General features: G+C 72.6%; 17 protein-coding genes and 1 pseudogene. 2 read left to right on the top strand and 16 right to left on the bottom strand.

Translation table 11 applies throughout. The annotated features are described in order from the left end of the window. Positions 1-84: 84 nt before the first annotated feature. The 3 genes and pseudogenes from ACQPZO_RS11525 to ACQPZO_RS11515 form a co-directional block, all read right to left on the bottom strand. A complete protein-coding gene (locus tag ACQPZO_RS11525; RefSeq protein WP_433349565.1) occupies positions 85-276 on the bottom strand; it encodes a DUF397 domain-containing protein in 192 nt (63 codons plus the stop codon). Continuing rightward, positions 269-832: pseudogene (locus ACQPZO_RS11520) on the bottom strand (DUF5753 domain-containing protein); the annotation flags it as partial. The gene ACQPZO_RS11525 and the pseudogene ACQPZO_RS11520, both read right to left, overlap by 8 nt. A 73-nt stretch (positions 833-905) precedes the next feature. Further along, the gene (locus tag ACQPZO_RS11515) at positions 906-1,415 is read right to left on the bottom strand and encodes an N-acetyltransferase family protein (protein WP_433349563.1); all 510 of its coding nucleotides are present in this window, start codon (positions 1,413-1,415) and stop codon (positions 906-908) included. A 96-nt stretch (positions 1,416-1,511) separates the two neighbouring features. Between ACQPZO_RS11515 and ACQPZO_RS11510 the strand changes: the two genes are divergently transcribed. After that, complete coding sequence (locus ACQPZO_RS11510; protein WP_433349561.1) at positions 1,512-2,045, top strand: DNA-binding protein; 534 nt, start codon at positions 1,512-1,514, stop codon at positions 2,043-2,045. Further along, positions 2,045-2,398, top strand: coding sequence for an MmcQ/YjbR family DNA-binding protein (locus ACQPZO_RS11505; protein WP_433349560.1), 354 nt, complete (start codon positions 2,045-2,047; stop codon positions 2,396-2,398). The genes ACQPZO_RS11510 and ACQPZO_RS11505 overlap by 1 nt, the downstream gene beginning before the upstream one ends. An 88-nt stretch (positions 2,399-2,486) precedes the next feature. Here the strand turns inward: ACQPZO_RS11505 and argH are convergent, their stop codons facing one another. The 13 genes from argH to pheT form a co-directional block, all read right to left on the bottom strand. Beyond that, a complete protein-coding gene (argH, locus tag ACQPZO_RS11500) occupies positions 2,487-3,950 on the bottom strand; it encodes an argininosuccinate lyase (protein ID WP_387019336.1) in 1,464 nt (487 codons plus the stop codon). Positions 3,951-3,964: 14 nt separating this feature from the next. Further along, positions 3,965-5,170, bottom strand: coding sequence for an argininosuccinate synthase (locus ACQPZO_RS11495; RefSeq protein WP_433349558.1), 1,206 nt, complete (start codon positions 5,168-5,170; stop codon positions 3,965-3,967). Then, positions 5,167-5,682, bottom strand: coding sequence for an arginine repressor (locus tag ACQPZO_RS11490; RefSeq protein ID WP_161691541.1), 516 nt, complete (start codon positions 5,680-5,682; stop codon positions 5,167-5,169). The genes ACQPZO_RS11495 and ACQPZO_RS11490 overlap by 4 nt, the downstream gene beginning before the upstream one ends. Then, positions 5,679-6,605, bottom strand: a complete 927-nt coding sequence (gene argF, locus ACQPZO_RS11485; RefSeq protein WP_433349556.1) for an ornithine carbamoyltransferase — start codon at positions 6,603-6,605, stop codon at positions 5,679-5,681. Before argF ends, ACQPZO_RS11490 begins: the two co-directional genes overlap by 4 nt. Beyond that, positions 6,602-7,786: an acetylornithine transaminase gene (locus ACQPZO_RS11480; protein ID WP_433349555.1), complete on the bottom strand. Its 1,185-nt coding sequence runs from the start codon at positions 7,784-7,786 to the stop codon at positions 6,602-6,604. Before ACQPZO_RS11480 ends, argF begins: the two co-directional genes overlap by 4 nt. Beyond that, the gene (gene argB, locus ACQPZO_RS11475; RefSeq protein WP_433349553.1) at positions 7,783-8,724 is read right to left on the bottom strand and encodes an acetylglutamate kinase; all 942 of its coding nucleotides are present in this window, start codon (positions 8,722-8,724) and stop codon (positions 7,783-7,785) included. The genes ACQPZO_RS11480 and argB overlap by 4 nt, the downstream gene beginning before the upstream one ends. A 115-nt stretch (positions 8,725-8,839) precedes the next feature. Continuing rightward, positions 8,840-10,012, bottom strand: a complete 1,173-nt coding sequence (argJ, locus tag ACQPZO_RS11470) for a bifunctional glutamate N-acetyltransferase/amino-acid acetyltransferase ArgJ (protein WP_433349551.1) — start codon at positions 10,010-10,012, stop codon at positions 8,840-8,842. Then, positions 10,009-11,013, bottom strand: a complete 1,005-nt coding sequence (argC, locus tag ACQPZO_RS11465; protein WP_433349550.1) for an N-acetyl-gamma-glutamyl-phosphate reductase — start codon at positions 11,011-11,013, stop codon at positions 10,009-10,011. Before argC ends, argJ begins: the two co-directional genes overlap by 4 nt. A 138-nt stretch (positions 11,014-11,151) precedes the next feature. Next, on the bottom strand, positions 11,152-12,435 hold the full coding sequence (locus tag ACQPZO_RS11460) for a hypothetical protein (RefSeq protein WP_433349548.1): 1,284 nt from the start codon (positions 12,433-12,435) through the stop codon (positions 11,152-11,154). Then, positions 12,425-14,134, bottom strand: a complete 1,710-nt coding sequence (locus ACQPZO_RS11455; RefSeq protein ID WP_433349546.1) for a hypothetical protein — start codon at positions 14,132-14,134, stop codon at positions 12,425-12,427. The genes ACQPZO_RS11460 and ACQPZO_RS11455 overlap by 11 nt, the downstream gene beginning before the upstream one ends. Then, positions 14,131-16,239 (bottom strand): NB-ARC domain-containing protein, encoded by a 2,109-nt coding sequence (locus tag ACQPZO_RS11450; protein WP_433349544.1) that lies wholly within the window; start codon positions 16,237-16,239, stop codon positions 14,131-14,133. Before ACQPZO_RS11450 ends, ACQPZO_RS11455 begins: the two co-directional genes overlap by 4 nt. A 79-nt stretch (positions 16,240-16,318) precedes the next feature. Beyond that, a complete protein-coding gene (locus ACQPZO_RS11445; protein WP_433349542.1) occupies positions 16,319-16,645 on the bottom strand; it encodes a hypothetical protein in 327 nt (108 codons plus the stop codon). 352 nt (positions 16,646-16,997) lie between these two features. Further along, a complete protein-coding gene (pheT, locus tag ACQPZO_RS11440; RefSeq protein WP_433349540.1) occupies positions 16,998-19,547 on the bottom strand; it encodes a phenylalanine--tRNA ligase subunit beta in 2,550 nt (849 codons plus the stop codon). Between the last annotated feature and the right edge of the window lie 25 nt (positions 19,548-19,572).

The raw sequence follows: 19,572 nt of genomic DNA, 5'->3' as shown, positions 1-19,572 counted from the left end.
ACCCTCCGCAAACGGATGGGTGCCCTTTTCTTTTCCGAGTTCGGGTGCGGAAACACCCTTGGTGTCCTCCTCCGGAGGGTCAGCTCAGGACGCTGCCCGCACGCCTTCCACGAAGGCCGACCAGGACCCGGGAGAGAAGACGAGAGCGGGCCCCTCGACGTCCTTGCTGTCCCGCACGCCGACCACCCCGGTCAGGTTGTCGGCCACCTCCACACAGTTGCCCTGCGCACTGCTCCTCGTGCTCTTGCGCCAGGCCGCGCCGGTCAGATCAGTCATGGTGCCTCTCCTTGATCTCCTGCATCAGCTTCCGGGATTCCTCAACGCTCAACGCCTGGGCGGTGAGGGCGTTCCACACTTCCGCGTACGTCCTGACTTCATCAAGCCGATCGAGGTAGAGCGCACCCGAAATGCCTTCGTTGTAAACCGTGGTGGGCTCTGCGGACCTGGCGCCCTGCGTGGGGAAGTCGAGGATGACGAAGCCGCCGGACACCACCACCTGAGTGATCGCGCCGTTGAGCGGCAGCACCCTGACGGACACGTTGGGCGCATCGCCGGCCTTCACCAGCTTGTCGATCTGCCCCGGCATACCGGGCACGCTCTTGTGCAGCAGGGCTTCCTCGATGATCACGTCCAGCACGGGAGCCACCGGCCGCTTCCGGGTCAGCAGTCGTTGCCGCTCCGCTCGCAGCTCGACAAGCTTGGCCGCCTCGTCGTCGGAAACGTTCGGGCGCGTCCGGACAACCTGCGCGGTGTAATCCTCGGTTTGCAGCAGCCCCGGCACAAGCGCGTGCTCGTAGTTTCGTATTCGGCTCGCTGCCGACTCAAGACCCAGCAGCCATGTCCTGGTCGACTCCGAAGGCAATGAGCTCTGCCTGCTCAAGGCCCGCCTCAACCCACTCCGACGCTCATCGCGCGTCACCACCGGATACGTCGAGGACGTACAACTGCTCAAGCCTGCCGCTGCGCGGATGCGGTACCGGCGTCCCCTGGACACGCCAGCCGAGGCCTTCGTACAGCCGCACGGCCCGGGTGTTGTCGGTGTACACCATCAGCAGCGCCTGCTCGTACCCTGCCTGCGCCAGCGCGTCCGGGACCGCCGCCATCAGCCGTCGTCCGACGCCTTCACCCCAGGCGCCCGGGCTGACCCCGACATAGCGGACCTCCGCTATCGCTTGATCCTCGCGGGCCCGCCCCCACGGCTCCATCGCCGCAAATCCGGTTGTCCGCCCACCGTCGTCAGCCACGAGCAGCACCGACCGCGGTGAACTGTCCAGCACAGTCCGGATCAGCGGACGAGCCAACTCAAGCGGCGCGACGTCCTCAGCACCGTCCCGCGCCGCCGTGGCCTCGGCCCAGATCTGCGCAACAGCGTCCACGCGCTCCGGACTATCGGTCACCGTGGTCTGCAATGCCATCCCGCGAGCCTACGACCCGCCCAGCAACATTGATCAACAATTAGATTTTTGAACACTTCGTTGACAACTGCTTGTTTGTTTGCTGGACTCGGTGGCATGACCGCGACGCAGCAGGATCCGTTCACCGCCCCCGACCCCGGCCGCGCCCGGGCGCACCGCACCTATGCCGCGTTGACCCGGATCGCCGAGCGGCACGCGCCCGACGACGCGCGTCGCCGACGTCACACCAACCCGTACGTGCCGGACCCGTACGAGGCGGTGGCCCTGGTGACCGCGCTGGCCGCTGGCGGGGCCGAGCTAGCCGCCGACGAGGAGCCGGTCGACTCCGCCGACCTGGTGGCCGCGCTCACCCTCGTCCCGCACGTGCGGGCGGAACTGGACGCGCTGGAGGCCGGGCTGCTCCAGCTCGCCCGGGATCGGGGGCTGACCTGGCAGGCCATCGCCCACGGCCTCGGGCTCGGCTCGGCGCAGGCCGCCCGGCAGCGCTTCGAGCGGCTCACCGGCCGGGTCGACGTCGTGGCCGAAGGCGACGCCCGGAACGACGGCACCCGGCGGGACGACGAGGGCGCAGGGCGCGGCGAGGGAGACAGACCGGGCGGCGGAAGCGACGGCGCGGGGCGGGGAAGGTGATGGAGCGAGCGGAGCTGCTGGCGTACTGCCTGGCGAAGCCGGGGGCGTGGCTTGACCGGCCGTGGGACAACGACGAGGTCGTGAAGGTGGGCGGCCGGATCTTCGCCTTCCTCGGCCCGGAGGCGGGCGAGCGGGTGGGCGTCAAGTGCGGCCCGACCCGGGACGTCGCCGACGAGTGGCTGCACCGGTTCCCCGACGACGCGGTCCCCTCCCCCTACCTCGGCCGGTCGGGGTGGAACAGCCTACGGCTGACCGGCGCGATCGACGGCGACGAGCTGCGCGAGGCGGTGGACGCCTCGTACGAGGCGGTGGTGGCGAAGCTGCCGAAGCGGGACCGCCCGGCGGCCGGCTGAGCTGGGACCGCCCGGCGGCGGCTGAGCGCGGCGCGACGGCCGACGCGGCGCGCGGGAGGCTCCCGCGCGCCGCGTCAGGACGGCGTCGTCAGCGGGGCACGACCTGCTCGGCGGCCCACTCCCGCCAGCCGGCGAGCTGATCGGCGGCGGCCGCGAGCTGGTCGGCGACCGGGCCGGGGCCGGTGGAGCCGGGGGTGATCCGCGCGGCCAGCGCCGAGGAGACCGAGAGCACGTCGCGCACCGACGGGTCGAGGTGCTCGCTGACCGTCGCCAGGTCGGCGTCGGAGACCTCGTCGAGGGCGCATTCGCGGACCGCGCAGAGCGCGACCAGCCTGCCGGTGATCTCGTGCGCGTCCCGGAACGGCACGTTGCGGCGGACCAACCAGTCGGCGACCTCGGTGGCCAGGGAGAACCCGACGGGGGCGGCGGCCACCAGGCGGTCGACGCGGACGGTCATCGTGGAGATCATCCCGGCGAGGGCCGGCAGCAGCAGCTCCAGGGTGTCGACCGCGTCGAAGGCCGGCTCCTTGTCCTCCTGCATGTCCCGGTCGTACGCCATCGGCAGGCCCTTGAGCATGGTCAGCACGCTCACCAGGCCGCCGACGAGCCGGCCGGACTTGCCCCGGGCCAGCTCGGCGATGTCCGCGTTCTTCTTCTGCGGCATGATCGACGAACCGGTGGCGAAGGCGTCGTCCAGCTCGACCCAGCCGAACTCGTGCGACGTCCACAGCACCACCTCCTCGCCGAGGCGGGACAGGTGCACCCCGATCATCGCGGTGATGAAGAGGAACTCGGCGACGAAGTCCCGGTCGGCCACGGCGTCCATCGAGTTGGCGAAGGACGTGCGGAAGCCCAGTTCCTTCGAGACGGCCACCGGGTCCAGCGGCAGGCCGGAGCCGGCGAGCGCGCCCGCCCCGAGCGGGCTGACCGCGGCCCGGTGGTCCCAGTCCCGCATCCGGTCCAGGTCGCGCAGCAGCGGCTGCACGTGGGCCAGCAGCCAGTGGCCGAAGGTGACCGGCTGGGCGTGCTGCAGGTGGGTCATCCCCGGTGCGGCCGTGTCGACGTGGCGCTCGGCCTGCTCGGTGAGGGCCTCGGCCAGCTCGACCAGCCGGGCGGCCACGCCCCGGGCGTGGTCGCGCAGGTAGAGCCGCAGGTCGGTGGCGACCTGGTCGTTGCGGGACCGGCCGGCGCGCAGCTTGCCGCCGAGGCTGCCGAGGCGCTCCAGCAGCCCGCGTTCCAGGGCGGTGTGCACGTCCTCGTCGTCCACGGTGGGGCGGAAGGACCCGGAGGCGCAGGCGGCCTCCAGGTCGTCCAGGGCGGCGAGAATGCGGCCCAGCTCCTCCGGGTCGAGCAGGCCCGCGCCGGCCAGGACCCGGGCGTGCGCCCGGGACCCGGCGATGTCATACGGGGCGAGGCGCCAGTCGAACTGCACGCTGACCGACAGCCGGGCCAGGGCTTCGGAGGGGCCGCCGGCGAACCGGCCGCCCCACAGGCTCGTACGGTTGGTCGCGGCGCTGTTCTCGGTGAGGCTCTTGTCGTCCACGCCACCCATTGTGGTTCCCACGGTCAGGAGCCGCCCAACCGGGCGTCCCGCGCGGCGGCCATCTTGCTGGGCAGGCCCCACAACTGCACGAAGCCCTTGGCCAGGGACTGGTCGAACGTGTCGCCGGTGTCGTAGGTGGCCATGCCGAAGTCGTACAGGCTGGCCTCGGAGCGCCGGCCGGTGACGGTGGCCCGGCCGCCGTGCAGGGTGAGCCGCACCTCGCCGTAGACCTGCTGCTGGGCGTCGTCGATGAAGGCGTCCAGGGCCTTCTTCAGCGGCGAGAACCAGAGGCCGTCGTAGACGAGCTCGCCCCAACGTTGGTCGACGCCCTTCTTGAACCGGGCCAGGTCCCGCTCGACGGTGACCGCCTCCAGCTCCTGGTGGGCGGCGATCAGCGCGATCGCGCCGGGGGCCTCGTACACCTCGCGGCTCTTGATGCCGACCAGGCGGTCCTCGACCATGTCGAGCCGGCCGACGCCCTGCGCGCCCGCGCGCCGGTTCAGCTCCAGGATCGCCTGGTACGGAGTGACGGTCTCGCCGTCGATCGCGACCGGCACGCCGGCGTCGAAGGTGATGACCACCTCGTCGGCGTCGCGCTCCTGCGCCGGGTCGGACGTGTACGAGTACAGGTCCTCGATGGGGGCGTTCCAGATGTCCTCCAGGAACCCGGTCTCCACGGCCCGGCCCCACAGGTTCTGGTCGATCGAGTACGGCGACTTGGCCGACACGTCGATCGGCAGCCCCTTCTCCTCGGCGAAGGCGATCGCCTTGTCCCGGGTCCAGGCGAAGTCCCGGGCCGGGGCGATGATCTTCAGGTCGGGGGCGAGCGCGGCCAGGCCGACCTCGAAGCGGACCTGGTCGTTGCCCTTGCCGGTGCAGCCGTGCGACACGATGGTGCCGCCGTGCCTGCGAGCCGCGGCCACCAGGTGCTTGACGATCAGCGGCCGGGACAGCGCGGAGACCAGCGGATACCGGTCCATGTAGAGGGCGTTGGCCCGCATCGCCGGCAGGCAGTACTCGGCGGCGAACTCGTCGCGCGCATCCACGACCTCGGACTCGACGGCCCCGCAGTCCAGGGCGCGCTTCCGGATGGCGTCGAGGTCCTCGCCGCCCTGCCCGACGTCCACCGCCACCGCGATGATCTCGGCGCCGGTCTGCTCGGCCAGGTACGGAATCGCGACGGAGGTGTCCAACCCGCCGGAGTACGCAAGGACGACCCGCTCGGTCATGGTGTGTTACTCCCTTCAACGTTCTCTTCCCGGCGGGACCACGCGGCGAGCTTCTCGCCCAACGCGGCACCGCCGACGGCCTCGCGGGCCACGACGAGGATGGTGTCGTCGCCGGCGATGGTGCCGACGACCTCGGGCAGGCCCGCTCGGTCCAAGGCGCTGGCCAGGTATTGGGCGGCGCCCGGCGGGGTGCGCAGCACGGCGATGTTGCCGCTGGAGTCGACCTCGTTGAGCAGCTCCCGCAGCAGCCGGATCAGCCGGGCCGGGGCGGCCTCGGCGTCGCGCAGCGGCCGGTGGCCGTCCTCGGGGATGACGTACACGGGACGCCCGTCGCCGCCCCGGGCGGTGACCGCGCCCAGTTCCTTGAGGTCCCGCGACAGGGTGGCCTGGGTGACTCCCACGCCGTCACCGGCGAGCAGGTCGGCCAGCTCCGTCTGCGAGCGGACCGCCTTGTCGCGGATCAGCTCGACGATGCGGGCGTGCCGGGCGGCGCGGGTCAGCGGGGCGGTCATTCCGGGCTCTCCAGCAGGTACGCCAGCAGCGCCTTCTGCGCGTGCAGCCGGTTCTCCGCCTGGTCGAACACCGCGCTCTGCGGGCCGTCGAGCACCTCGTCGGTGATTTCCTCACCCCGGTGCGCGGGCAGGCAGTGCAGCACGATCGCGCCCGGCGCGGCGTGCCCGAGCAGCTCCTTGTTGAGCTGGTACGGCAGGAACGGGGTGGTCCGGTCCAGCCCGTCGGACTCCTGCCCCATCGAGGTCCAGGTGTCGGTGGCCAGCACATCGGCGTCCCGGACCGCCTCCACCGGGTCGCGCAGCACCCGCACCGACCCGCCGGTGCCAGCGGCGATCTCCGCCGCCCGGGTGACCACCTCGGGGTCGGGGTCGAACCCGTCCGGCCCGGCGACCCGCACGTGCATCCCGGCGGTCGCCCCGGCCAGCAGGTACGAGTGCGCCATGTTGTTCGCCGCGTCCCCGACGTACGCCAGGGTGCGGCCCCGGGTGTCGCCGAACCGCTCGCGGACGGTGAGCAGGTCGGCCAGGAGCTGGCAGGGGTGGAAGCCGTCGGTGAGGGCGTTGATCACCGGCACGCTCGCCCCGGCGGCGACCTCGGCGATCCGGTCGTCACCGTGGGTGCGCAGCACGATCGCGGCCACGTACCGGGACAGCACCCGGCCGGCGTCGGCGAGGGCCTCGCCCCGGCCGAAGTGGGTGACCTGGGTGTCCACCACGAGCGGGTGGCCGCCCAGCTCGGCGATGCCGGCGTCGAACGAGATCCGGGTGCGCAGGCTCTGCTTGTCGAAGAGCACCGCCACCGACCGCGGGCCGGCCAGCGGCTTGTGGGTGTAGCGTTCGGCCTTCATCCGGACGGCCAGGTCCAGCACGGCCGACTGCTCGGCCGGCGAGAGGTCGTCGTCGCGCAGCAGGTGGCGGGTCATGCGGTGGCCTCCGGGGTGGTGGCGGCGTCGAGGGCGGCGGGCAGGGCGGCCAGGAAGGCGTCGACCTGGTCGGTGGTGAGGACCAGCGGCGGGGCGAGCCGGACCACGCCGGGCTGCACCGGGTTGACCAGGAACCCGGCCTCCCGCAGGGCGATCGCCAGCGGGCCGGACACGTCGGCGGTGAGCACGATCCCGAGCAGCAGGCCCGCGCCGCGCACCTCGGTCACGAGGGGATGGCCGAGCGCCTCGACGCCCCGGCGCAGCCGCTCGCCGACCCGCTTGACGTGATCCAGCAGCCCCTCGCTGGCGATGGTCGACACCACCGCGAGGGCGGCGGCGCAGCTCACCGGGTTGCCGCCGAAGGTGGTGCCGTGGGAGCCGGCCCTGAGCAGTTCGGCGGCCGGGCCGAAGGCCAGGCAGGCACCGATGGGCAGGCCGCCGCCGAGGCCCTTGGCGAGGGTGACGATGTCGGGTTCGACGCCCTCGGCCTGGTGGGCGAACCAGTGCCCGGTGCGGCCGACACCGGTCTGCACCTCGTCGAGCACCAGCAGCGCGCCATGCCGGGCGGTGATCCGCCGGGCCTCGGTGAGGTAGCCGGGGGGCGGGACGACGACACCGTTCTCGCCCTGGATCGGCTCCAGGATGACCATGGCGGTCGCGTCGGTCACCGCCTTGGCGAGGGCCGCCGCGTCGCCGTACGGGACGTGGGTGACGTCGCCGGGCAGCGGGCGGAACGGGTCGGCCTTGGCGGGCTGGCCGGTGAGCGCGAGCGCGCCCATGGTCCGGCCGTGGAAGCCACCGACGGTCGCCACGACGTGGGTCCGCCCGGTGAGCCGGGACAGCTTGAACGCGGCCTCGTTGGCCTCGGCGCCGGAGTTGGCGAAGAAGACCCGGCCGCGCCGGCCCGCGAGGGCCAGCAGCAACTCGGCCAGAGCCACCGGCGGCTCGGCGACGAACAGGTTCGACACGTGCCCGAGGGTGGCGACCTGCCGGGACACGGCGGCCACCACGGCCGGGTGGGCGTGGCCGAGCGCGTTGACCGCGATGCCGCCGAGCAGGTCGACGTACTCCCGGCCGGCGTCGTCGACCACGACCGCGCCGGAGCCGGACACCAGCGCGAGCGGCGGGGTGCCGTAGTTGTCCATCAACGACTGCCGCCAGCGATCCACCAGCGTGCTCATGACGCAACCGAGCCTTTCCTGTTCGCGACTGCGGGGCTCGCAGGCTCACTCCTCGCGCTCACGACCATCGTTCCGAACCCTTCCGAGGTGAAGACCTCAAGCAGCGTGGAGTGGGCGACCCGGCCATCGACGACGTGTGCTGCGGGCACGCCGTGGCGCACCGCCCGCAGGCAGGCCTCCATCTTCGGGACCATCCCCGATTCCAGGGACGGCAGCAGCTCCGCCAGGTCGTCCGTGGTGATCTCGCTGACCAGGCTGTCGGTGTCGGGCCAGTTCGCGTAGAGGCCGGGGACGTCGGTGAGGAAGACCAGCTTGCGGGCCTGGAGCGCGATCGCGAGCGCCGCAGCGGCGGTGTCGGCGTTGAGGTTGTGCAGCACCCCGTCGACGTCCGGCGCGACGGTGGAGATCACCGGGATGCGGCCGGCCGCGATCAGGTCGGTCACCGCCGACGGGTCGACCGACTCGACGTCGCCGACCTGGCCGACGTCCACCGGCTCCCCGTCGACGTACGCCGGGCGGCGCACGGCGGTGAACAGGCCGGCGTCCTCGCCGGAGAGCCCGACGGCGTACGGGCCGTGCGCGTTGATCAGCCCGACCAGCTCCCGGCCGACCTGGCCGACCAGCACCATCCGCACGACGTCCATCGCCTCGGGGGTGGTGACCCGCAGGCCGCCCCTGAACTCGCTGTCGATGCCGAGCCGGCCGAGCATGGCGGAGATCTGCGGCCCGCCGCCGTGCACGACGACCGGCTTGAGGCCGGCGTAGCGCAGGAACACCATGTCGGCGGCGAAGGCCCGCTGGAGGTCGGGGTCGACCATCGCGTTGCCGCCGTACTTGACCACGACGGTGGCGCCGGCGAGGCGGGCCAGCCAGGGCAGCGCCTCGATCAGGGTCTCGGCCTTCGCCTGGGCCCGGGTGAGATCCGCGGTGAGAGTCACTGCGCCGACCTTCCGATCGCGACTGCGGGACTCCGCTGCGCTGCATTCCTCGCGCTCGCCCGCGCCCACCTTCCGATCGCGACTGCGGGACTCCGCTGCGCTGCATTCCTCGCGCTCACGATGAGTACGCCGAGTTCTCGTGCACGTACGCGTGCGACAGGTCGTTGGTCCACACGGTGGCCTCCGCGTCGCCGGCGTGCAGGTCGATCCGGATCGTCACGTCCCGCCCGGTAAGGTCCACCTTGGAGCGGTCCTCGGCGGCGGCGCCGGAGCGGCACACCCAGATCCCGTTCACGGCGACGTCGACGGCGTCCGGCTCGAACGCGGCGGCGGTGGTGCCGACGGCGGCGAGGATCCGGCCCCAGTTCGGGTCGTTGCCGAACAACGCCGTCTTGACCAGGTTGTTGCGGGCCACCGACCGGCCCACCTCGACCGCGTCGTCCTCGCTCGCGGCGCCGACCACGTCGATGGCGATCTGCTTGGTGGCGCCCTCGGCGTCGGCGATGAGCTGCTGGGCCAGGTCGTGACAGGCGGCGGTGACGGCGGCGGTCAGCTCCGCCGGCGTCGGCTCGATGCCGGACGAGCCGCTGGACAGCAGCAGCACGGTGTCGTTGGTGGACATGCAGCCGTCGGAGTCGATCCGGTCGAAGGTGACCCGGCAGGCGGCGCGCAGCGCGGCGTCGAGCGCCGCCGGCCCGGCCACCGCGTCGGTGGTCAGCACGCAGAGCATCGTCGCCATGGCCGGGGCGAGCATGCCGGCGCCCTTGGCCATGCCACCGACGGTCCAGCCGCTGCCGACGGCCACGGTGGTCTTCGGCCGGGTGTCGGTGGTCATGATCGCCTCGGCCGCGGCGGTGCCGCCGTCGCGGGACAGGCCCCGGATCGCCGCCCGCACGCCGGGCAGCAGCTTCGGCATCGGCAACCGCTCGCCGATCAGGCCGGTGGAGCAGACCGCGACGTCGACGGCGCCGAGCCGCAGCCGGGGGCTGGCCGAGGTCAACGCGGCGGCGGTGTGCTCGGCGGTGGCGTGGGTGTCCTGGAAGCCGGCCGGGCCGGTGCAGGCGTTCGCGCCACCGGAGTTCAGCACCACGGCGCGGGCCACGCCGCCGCGGACCACCTGCTGGGTCCACAGCACCGGCGCGGCCTTGACCCGGTTGGCGGTGAAGACGCCGGCGATCCCGGCGTCCGGGCCGTCGTTGACGACCAGGGCGATGTCGCTGGCGCCGCTGCCCTTGAGCCCGGCGGCAACCCCGGCGGCCCGGAATCCCTTCGGTGTGGTGACGGTCATGGTGCGATCCCCCAGACGGACAGGCCCGTGGTCTCCGGCAGGCCGAGCATCAGGTTGGCGCACTGCACGGCCTGGCCGGCAGCGCCCTTGCCGAGGTTGTCGATCGCGCTGACCACGATCACCCGGCCGGAGTCGACGTCGACACCCGCCTGGAGGTGGCAGGAGTTCGAGCCGAGGGTGGCGGCGGTGTGCGGCCAGGCCCCCTCGGGCAGCACGTGCACGAACGGCGCGTCCGCGTACGCCTCCGCCAGGACCGCGCGAGGGTCGATGCCGGAGCCGGTCGGCACGGCGGTGACCGTGGCGAGGATGCCGCGCGGCATCGGCGCGAGGAGCGGGGTGAGGGAGAGGCTGGTCGCGCCGGTGGCCTGCTTGATCTCCGGCACGTGCTGGTGGGCCCCCACCTTGTACGGCGACAGGTCGCCCATCACCTCGCTGCCGAGCAGGTTGGTCTTGGCGGCCCGGCCCGCGCCGGAGGTGCCGGAGGCGGCGACCACCACCACGTCGGCGGGGTCGACCGCGCCGGCCGCGACGAGCGGGGCGAGCGCGAGCGTGGTGGCCACCGCGTAGCAGCCGGTGTTGGCGACCCGGGTCGCGGCGGCGATCGCGGCGCGCTGGCCGGGCAGCTCGGGCAGGCCGTAGGTCCAGGTCCCGGCGTGCTCACCACCGTAGTACCGCGTCCAGGCGGCGGCGTCGCGCAGCCGGTGGTCCGCGCCCAGGTCGACCACCCGCACCGTCTCCGGCAGGGCGGCGGCCAGGGCCGCCGACTCGCCGTGCGGCAGGGCCAGGAAGACCAGGTCCGCGTCGGCCAGGGTCGCCGGGTCGGTCGCCGCGAACACCAGGTCCAGCCCGACGAGCTGCGGGTGTACGGCGGTGACCGGTGCGCCTGCCTGGCGGTGCGCGGTGGCGGCGACCAGGTCGAGCTCGGGGTGGCCGGCGACCAGGCGCAGCAGCTCGCCCCCTGCGTAGCCGCTCGCCCCCGCTACCGCAACTCGGATACCCATTCTCACCTCCGCATGATTATGCAGCGGAGACTACCCCGTCCGGATGACGCACTGCAACTCCATACGGTCGAGCGCATGAATCCGCAGACAGCGGAGGGCCGATACGGCCCGTTTCGTCCTCTCAAGACCCCGATTCCGCTACGGACCGGCCTTCGCCGTCCGCGCGGGCGGCGCTCCCGACCAGCGGCTAGGCCGCCCAGGTCCCGGGTAGCGCTCGAAGAAGTACGGGAGCCATCGTCGGCAGAACGCGGCGAACGGCCGCGCCGCTGGGCAGACCCGCCTACTGAAGCCGGACAGCGACACGACGCCCGGCTCGGCGGTCCCGTGGAAGAGACCGATCGTGACGGCGAAGACGCCGCGCTGGTAGGCGGCCTGGACACCGGCGGCCAGGGTCCCCGCGTCCAGGTCGTCCGGACCGGCGTCTCTGATGAGCAGCTCACCGGCGACCGCCGGCAGCAGGTTGTTGCAGAGCACGGTGATCAGCTTCGGGTTCGGCGCGAGGTCGGTGACCGACGACCGGTAGCCATTGCTACTGACGAACGCCTCCGTGAAGGGCAGGAGGACCCTGGCCGTTCCCCAGTCGCGGGTCAGTTGCCGGGCCCGATGCGACGACGCGGCAACCAGCTGCAGCTGGGTCGCCAGCAGGGCGTACTGGAGGCGCGGGTGGCTGGCCAGCCGCCGGGCGACTCGGACCTCCTCGGCACTGAAGCACAGGCGGGCGAGCATGTACGAGCGAGCCATCTCCCGCGCCTGGCTGCTGGTCAGCGACGCCTCGGCCGCCCCCCTGTGCCGGTGTCGGGAGCGCGACGGGGGCGTCAGGAGACGCTGCCGCACGAGCTCCGGAGAGATCGAGGCGTAGAACGCGGAGAGGACCCGGTCCGCGGTCGGCAGTGCGGGCTCCGGTCCGTTCCGGCAGCGCCGGACGAGATCGCACCAGTCCGTCGACAACAGGTTCATGGTCTGTCGGCACGACTCGGAATGCGACGTCCCGAGCACGGCCGCCACCTGCTCGACGCTGCGCAGGAGATGGTCCGCCGGCGAGCGGGGGGTCGTCTCCGCCCGGAGGCGGGCGACCGCAGCCTGGCTGCTCCGGTCCGTCGCCACGTCGAAGTAGTCGTCCAGACCGTCGAGGTCGGCCGCACCGAAGTGCACCGCCACGGGTTTCGCGTCCACCACGCGCTGCCAGTAGCGCGCCCTGAGCGCGGCGGGACCGGTCGGCAGCGGCTCGACGTCCCCCGACTCCGACGGTGGCTCTGCGTGCGACAGGCCCCGCCGTAACACCGACCGCACGAAGTGGTCGTTCTCGGCCACCACCGCGCCGGGCGCGCTGCGGAACCACATCTCGGACGCCAGCTTGGCCGTCTGCATCTCCTCGTTGACGAACTGGAGATACGTGTCGAGCTTCTCCCGGTCAGGGTGCACCGGGTTCCCGGTCCCGGAGCGAGGGGGCCACCAGATCCACGTACATCCGGAACAGTTCGGCCGTGAGGGCGCGGCCCCGATCGCCCAGGTCGAAGAGGTCGCCAGCCAGCGCCGCCGCGAGGGCACCGAAGACGGCGGCGGTGACGAGGGAGTCGCTGTCCGCCACGCGCCTCGCCGCCACGCCGAGGTCGACAACGAAGCGGTGCAGGGAGACAGCCGCAGCCGGCCCGTCGGTCGATCCCCAGGCGGGGCCGGCCGAGCCGGACACCCGAGCGGTCGACATGAGCCGCTCCAGGGCCAGCAGACCGGAGCAGAGCTGGTCGGTGAGTTCGCCGAGCCCCCGCTGCGACCCTGCGGCCGCGTCCCGGAGGATCGGATCCGGGTCCTGCTGCGCAACGATGCCGAGGATGTGCTCCGGCCTCATCTCCCGAACCACGATCCGCGCGCGCTTGCGGGTCTCCTCCCTGAGGTCGACGTAGAGCGGCATGTTGAGGGCACCCTGCAGGTCGTACTGCATGCGCAGGACGAGTCGTTCCGCGGCGGACGATCCCTGGCCGGCGGATCCGGCCAGCGTGGCCGAGCGGAGCTGGTTGAGGGAGACGCCCCCGCTCTGCCGCGCGTACCAGGCTCGCAGTGCCGTGCCGCGAAGGAGGTGGCGGTCCGGATCGACGACGAGGCCCGGCCAGGTCGCCGCCGCCCTCAGTGCCGCGACGATCGTCGCCGCCTGGTCCGTCAGGAGGCCCAGGAAGGAGCGGTCCCCTCCCCCCGTCAGCAGGAACCGGTCGAGGTCCCCGCCCGCGACGTCGCCGACGCCGAGGAAGCCGGTGCCGTCGTCGATCCGGTGGAAGGACGCCATGATCGCACTGCGCGCCCCGCCCGCGGAGGTCCGGTACCGATGGTGGACCAGCCGGCTCGCGGCGAAGATCGTGTGGCAGGGCGCCGCCATGTCCTTCAGGTGGACGACGCGAGGAAGGCGGTCGTCGAAGAGGCGCGCCTGGGCGGCGAGTGCCTCGTCCACCCGGGCCCCGGAAGGAAAGATGCAGCTGTCCTCGTCGCTCCACGCCTCGCCGTCGGGTGCCAGGTAGCACTGCCTGAGCAGCCGGTTCGTCCGGGGCAGGTAGGTGAGTCCCTGCCCAGAAGGCCCCCGACCCGTGCCCAGGGTCCACGCGACGATCACCTTGAACTCGTCCATGAACGGGCTGTTGTCGACGTGCAACGTGTTGTCCCGCGCCACGACGTCGACCGGGTGGGTGTCCTTCGCCCGCAGGTCGATGATCTTCATGGGCGCGCCGAGAGCATGCGCGACGAGCGCCACCAGGAGTGGGTGCGTGAACGCTTCCCGGAAGTGGGGATCATCGAGCAGGAAATCGCAGTCCGCGACGTTCAGATAGTTGTGCAGCGAACCCCTGCTGCCCTTGGCGCTGACCGCCGAGTCGTACGCCCGCCGCGCGCCGTCGAAACGCGCGGGCGGGACCAGCCCGGTGAAGCTCAGCGCTCCTTCGGCCGCCAGCTCCCGGGTCAGGGCGAAGAACGTGGCGAGGAGAACCGGACCGTCCTGCTCGTCCCGACAGGCATGACGGATGACCGCCTCGACGTCACAACGGAAGCTGTCGTCTTCCCGTTGCCGGCGCAGCGGTCGGTACGACCGAGGGCTGGCCACCTCGTCGGACGGGACGAGCGGGGCATACCGCGCGGTCATGGGGCCGGCGTCCCGATCACCAGGGTGGAGCGGGTGGGATCGGGGTAGTGCTCGAGGCGGGCCAGGGCACGTTGAACCTCCGCCACGGCGCTCGCGTTGCCCAGCCGGCCGTAGGCGTCCTCGAGCTGGCGCAGCATCGTCCGCACCGAACGGACGTTGCCGAGGGACTCCTCGACCCGCCAGGCGCGCTCCAGCCAGGTGCAGGCCTCCTCGAGATCGCCGGACCTGAGGCCGACGCCGCCGAGCAGCCGGAGCGCCAGGGCTCGGCCATAGGCGTTTCCCTGATCTTCACACATGGCCAGGCTGCGGAGCCCGAGCGCTTGCGCCCACGAATGGTGGTCCAGTTCGGTGAGGGCTCGGGCGGCGTCGTAGAGCCCGCGCGCCTCACGCACCGAATTGTTGCTCCGTCGGGACTCCCGTGCCGCCCGCAGGCCCCACCGCAGCGCCTCCCGGTGGTCACCCGATCGCAGGGCGAGCTCCGCCATGGCGTGCTGGGCGGACGCCAGCCCGGTGTCGTCGCCCTGCGCCGCGTCCAGCTCCATCGAGGCACGGAGTGCCTGCTTCGCGGACTCGAGCTGCCCGGTGTCCGCGTAGGCCCGTCCCAGTCCTCGCCGGGACAGCGCCTCCATCGGCCGGTCGCCGGCGACCGCGGCATCGACGGCCTCCTGCTGGATGGTCAACGTCCTCGTGACGTCCTGCCGCCAGTAGAGGAACGTGTTCACGGACCAGGCGAACCGGGTGATGAATGTGAAGTCCCGACCGGTCCGGGCAGCATCGATGAGATAGGTCATGGACGGGGTGATCGACTCGAACCAGGCGAGGGCTTCGGCGATGCTGAACCCGGTGGCTCCGGTGAGGGCCGCCAGCTCGCCGTCCAACGGCAGGGGGTTGCGGTTCGGATCGATGGCCCGGTCCGCGGCGTAGCTGAGCGCCAGGTACACCGTCCGGACCCGCCGCCCGAGTTCCTCCTGCTCGGAGCTGTCCAGCACCTGCGAGAGCGTCTCCGACAGATAGGCCTTCATGATGTCGTGGAAGCGGTAGCGGCCGGGGCCGATCTCGTCGATGAGCGAGGACAGGCACAGAATCTGCAGGCTCCGGTCGCAGTCACGCACGGGCTCGTCGACGACCAGGCCGAGCACCGAGACGGACCACTCGGTGCTCGGCAGCATGGAGGCGACGTAGAGGATCCGCTTGGTCTGCGCGTCCAGGTCGTCCAGCGACCAGGAGATGACCCGTCCGACTTCGATGCCCAGCCCGGCGTCGTCGAGGAAACGGAGCGGGGTCCGCTCCGCCTCGATCCCCCGCGCCGCGTCCCGGATCGTCCAACTGGGGTGGATGGCTAGCTTCGCCGAGACGATGGCCAGCGCCAGCGGGTGCCCCTCCAGGAGGTGGACGATGCGTCGTGCGCTGTGGTCCTCGCGCTCCACCCGGATGAACCCGACCCGCTCGGCGAGCAGTTCGACTCCCTCTTCGATGGTCAGCAGGGGAAGTTTGAGAACTCTGGCCTCGTGCCGGACGATCATCTCGGGAATGGCACGGCGGCTGGTGACCACCAGGACCGAACCGAAGCCCGGTATGAGTTCCCGAACCTGGTCGTAGGAGCCCACGTTGTCGATGATGACCAGGCAGCGCTTCCCGGCGGTGACGGCACGGAAGATGCTGCCCCATTCCGCCTCGTTGTCGGGCAGGTCGGCGCGGTTGATCCCGAGCGTGGCCAGGAAGGTGCGCAGGGCGTCCCGCGGTTCGACCCGCGGCGTGCCCGAGTACGCGCACATGTCGACAAAGAACTGCCCGTCGGGGTAGTTGGCGATACGCGAACTGGCCCAGGCGAGGGCGAGGGTCGTCTTCCCCGAGCCGGCCAGGCCCCACAGCATGCAGCAGCGCGACCCGGGCGCGTTCATCGCCTCGTCCATCTCCTGCAACAGGTGGTGCCGGCCGACGATTCTCCCGATCCCGCCCGGAAGCATGTGCGGTGGTTCGGGGGACCACCGCGCGGCACGCGGCTGCTGAACGTAGATGGCACCGGACGAGCCAACCTGGAGGATCTGGTTCGCCGAAAGACCCTCGGCGATGTTGTGCGAGGTGTTCTCGGGTGCGGGACCCATGTCGGTCACCTTTCGGCTCTACCATGGCCGGACGTCGCAGGCGTCGCCCGGCGCGGCAACCAGGAGACGAACGGTTCGGCTACATCGTGACGTCCCCGACGCGCTGAGCCTGGATCAGCTTGCCGACGTTGCTGGAAGCCACCACGTTCGTGGCGCCGGCCGGCGTGCCGTCCTGCGCGAGCTCCCGCAGGAAGTCCGGATCCTCGGCGGCGCACCTGACGAGGAGCTCCCGCAGTCTCGCGATGTCCTCCGCGGACGGCGCACCCTGCGCGGCCCGGTCCAGCGACGCCATCGTCTCCTCCGGTTCGCGCTGCCTGACGAGTCGCTTGCGGATCGCGTCGACGAGTGCCGACCCGGATCCCTCGGCGAGCTTGACGAGTGCTGCGGAAACGATGACCTCGATCATTGCGCTACTCCTACGACGTTGAGGGACGGCAACCGTTGCTCCGGCGGGATGCCCGATCCGCAGGCTGGACGCGTGCGCGGCGGCGCGGGGTTCCCGAGGCGGCTGCCGGCCCGCCCCCCGGGCGACGGGAGCGCCACCAGGGCGCGAAGGCGCCTGCCGGCAGCTGCGGCCGTCCCCGCAAGGTCAGGTTACCGACGTGGCGGCTGTCCGGCCCCTGTCGGATGCGCGACAGGGCACTCACCAGGGTGTTCCGTCGCGGTGCTCTGCCCGCCGGTGACCGGGATCCGATCCGGAACCGGACCGGACGACGACGGCCCCGCACCACACGGGTACGGGGCCGTCCTCCGACCGGTCAGGCGCCCCGGAGGGTGGCCCCGAAGCGCTCCGCCGCGCGGGCGACGGCCGCGTCGCGGGCCGCCACCGCCTCCTCGACCGTCAGCGTCCGGTCGGGGGCGCGGAAGGTCAGCTTGTACGCCAGCGACCGGCGCCCCGCGCCGAGCTGCTCGGAGGCATACACGTCGAACAGCCGGACGCCCTCCAGCAGCTCGCCGGCGCCCTCGACGAGGGCCCGCTGCACCTCGGCGGCGGGCACCCGCTCGTCCACCACCAGCGCCACGTCGATCAGCGCCGGCGGGAAGCCGGAGATCGTCGGAGCCGGAGCGACCGGGGCGGGCGGCAGCGCGTCCAGGTCCAGCTCCATGGCGCTGGTACGCCGGGGCAGCTCCAGCCCGGCCACCACGGCCGGGTGCAGCTCACCGGCGTGGCCGACGACGGTCCCGTCGACCAGCAACTCGGCGCAGCGGCCCGGGTGCCAGGGCGCGTGCCCGGCGGCCCGCACCTGCACCCGGTCGGCGGGGATGTCGGCGGCGGCGAGCACCGCCCGGGCGGCCTCGACCGCGTCCGCCCAGCCGGCCGGCCGACCGGCGCCCCACCAGCCGGCCGGCTCGAAGTCACCGGCCAGCGCCACGGCGACGTGCCGGGGCTGGTCGGGCACGACCGCGTCGGCGGAGGCGAACTCGGCGGCGGTGGGCCGCCGGTCCACGCCCATCGCGGGCGGGGCGCCGACGCCGGGGCGCGGGTGGAAGACCGCCCCGATCTCGTAGACGGCGACGTCGCGGTGGCCCCGGCCGAGGTTGCGCTTGAGGATGCCGAGCAGCGGGCCGAGCAGCATGGTGCGCAGCAGCGGCTCCTCCTCCGACAGCGGGTTGGCCACCCGCACCGCCGGGCGGCGCGGGTCGTCGGCGGGCAGTCCGAGCAGGTCGGCCAGCTCACCGGCGACGAACGGGTGGGCGAGCACCTCGACGTACCCGCGCTCGGCGAGCGAGCGGGCCACGGCCCGGCGGCGGCGCTGCTGCCAGGTCAGTCCCCGGCCGGGCGGCGCGGTGGGCAGCACCGACGGCACCCGGTCGTACCCGTCGAGGCGGACCACCTCCTCGACCAGGTCGGCGGGGTCGGTGAGGTCCGGACGCCAGGTCGGCGGGACGACGGTGAGCACGTCGGCGCCCCCGGCGGCCGGGACCCCGGCGGCGCCCGGGTCCTCGCCCAGCCGGTCGACGCCCCGGGTGACGCGGCAGCCGACCTGCTCCAGCAGGGACACCACCCGCTCCGGGGAGTAGGCGACCCCGACCCGCCGGCTCGGCAGGTCCGCCGGCAGGGTCACCGGGGTACGCGGCCGGACGTGGTCCAGGTCGAGAATCTCCGCCCCGGGGGTGCCGCCGGCGTGCTCGGTGAGCAGCCGTACCGCCCGCTCGACGGCGACCAGCGCCAGGGCCGGGTCGACGCCCCGCTCCCAGCGCTTCGCCGCCTCGCTGAACAGCTTGTGCCGGCGGGCGGTGCGCCCGACCATCACCGGGTCCCAGTGCGCGGCCTCGAACAGCACGTCGGTGGTGGAGGCGAGGACCTCGCTGGTCTCGCCGCCCATCACCGCGGCGAGCGAGATGGGCCCGCTGTCGTCGCAGATCACCATGTCCTCGGCGGTCAGAGTGCGGGCCACCCCGTCCAGGGTGGTCAGCTTCTCCCCCGCCCCGGCCCGGCGCACCACCAGCGGCCCGGAGATCCGGTCGGCGTCGAAGGCGTGCATCGGCTGGCCCAGTTCGAGCATCACGTAGTTGGTGACGTCGACCGGCAGCGAGATGCTGCGCACGCCGGCCACGGTGAGCCGCTGTTGCATCCAGCCCGGGGTCGACGCGGTCGGGTCGATCCCGCGCACCATCCGGGCGGTGAACCGGTCGCAGCCGACGGTGTCGCGCACCTCGACCGGGTACGCCGGATCGACCGTCCCGGCCGGGGCGGGCGCCAGTCCCGGGTCGCGGAACGGCACACCGAGGGCGTGCGCCAACTCCCGGGCGATGCCGCGGACGCTCAGGGCGTACCCCCGGTCCGGGGTGATCTCCACCTCGACGACCACGTCGTCGAGCCCGACCACCGGGCGGGCGTCGTCGCCGGGCAGCGCCTTGACGTCCTCGGGCAGCACGATGATGCCCGAGTGGTCGTCGCCCAGGCCCAGCTCCTTGGCGGAGCAGATCATGCCGTGGGAGTTGCGCCCGTACGTCTTGCGCGCGCCGATGGCGAACCCGCCGGGCAGCACGCCGCCGGGGAGGATCACCACCACCCGGTCGCCGGGGGCGAAGTTACGCGCCCCGCACACGATCTCCTGCGGCTCACCGGTGCCGTTGGCCGCGCCGACGTCGACCCGGCAGAACCGGATCGGCTTCTTGAAGCCGGTGAGCTCCTCGATCTCCAGGACCTCGCCGACGACCAGGGCGCCGGTGACCGTGGCCCGCAGGTCCACGATCGACTCGACCTCGATGCCGAGGTCGACCAGCGCCTGTTCCAGGTCCTCGGTGGGTAGGTCGGTCGGGAGGTCGACGCACTCCCGCAGCCAGCTGACAGAGACTCGCATGACTCAGATCACCGTTTCCGTTACT

This window comes from Micromonospora sp. CA-111912 (genome assembly GCF_050948415.1).
Lineage (GTDB): Bacteria > Actinomycetota > Actinomycetes > Mycobacteriales > Micromonosporaceae > Micromonospora.
The sequence above is the reverse complement of the archived record's forward strand: the minus strand, read 5'-3'. Positions and strand labels throughout refer to the sequence as shown.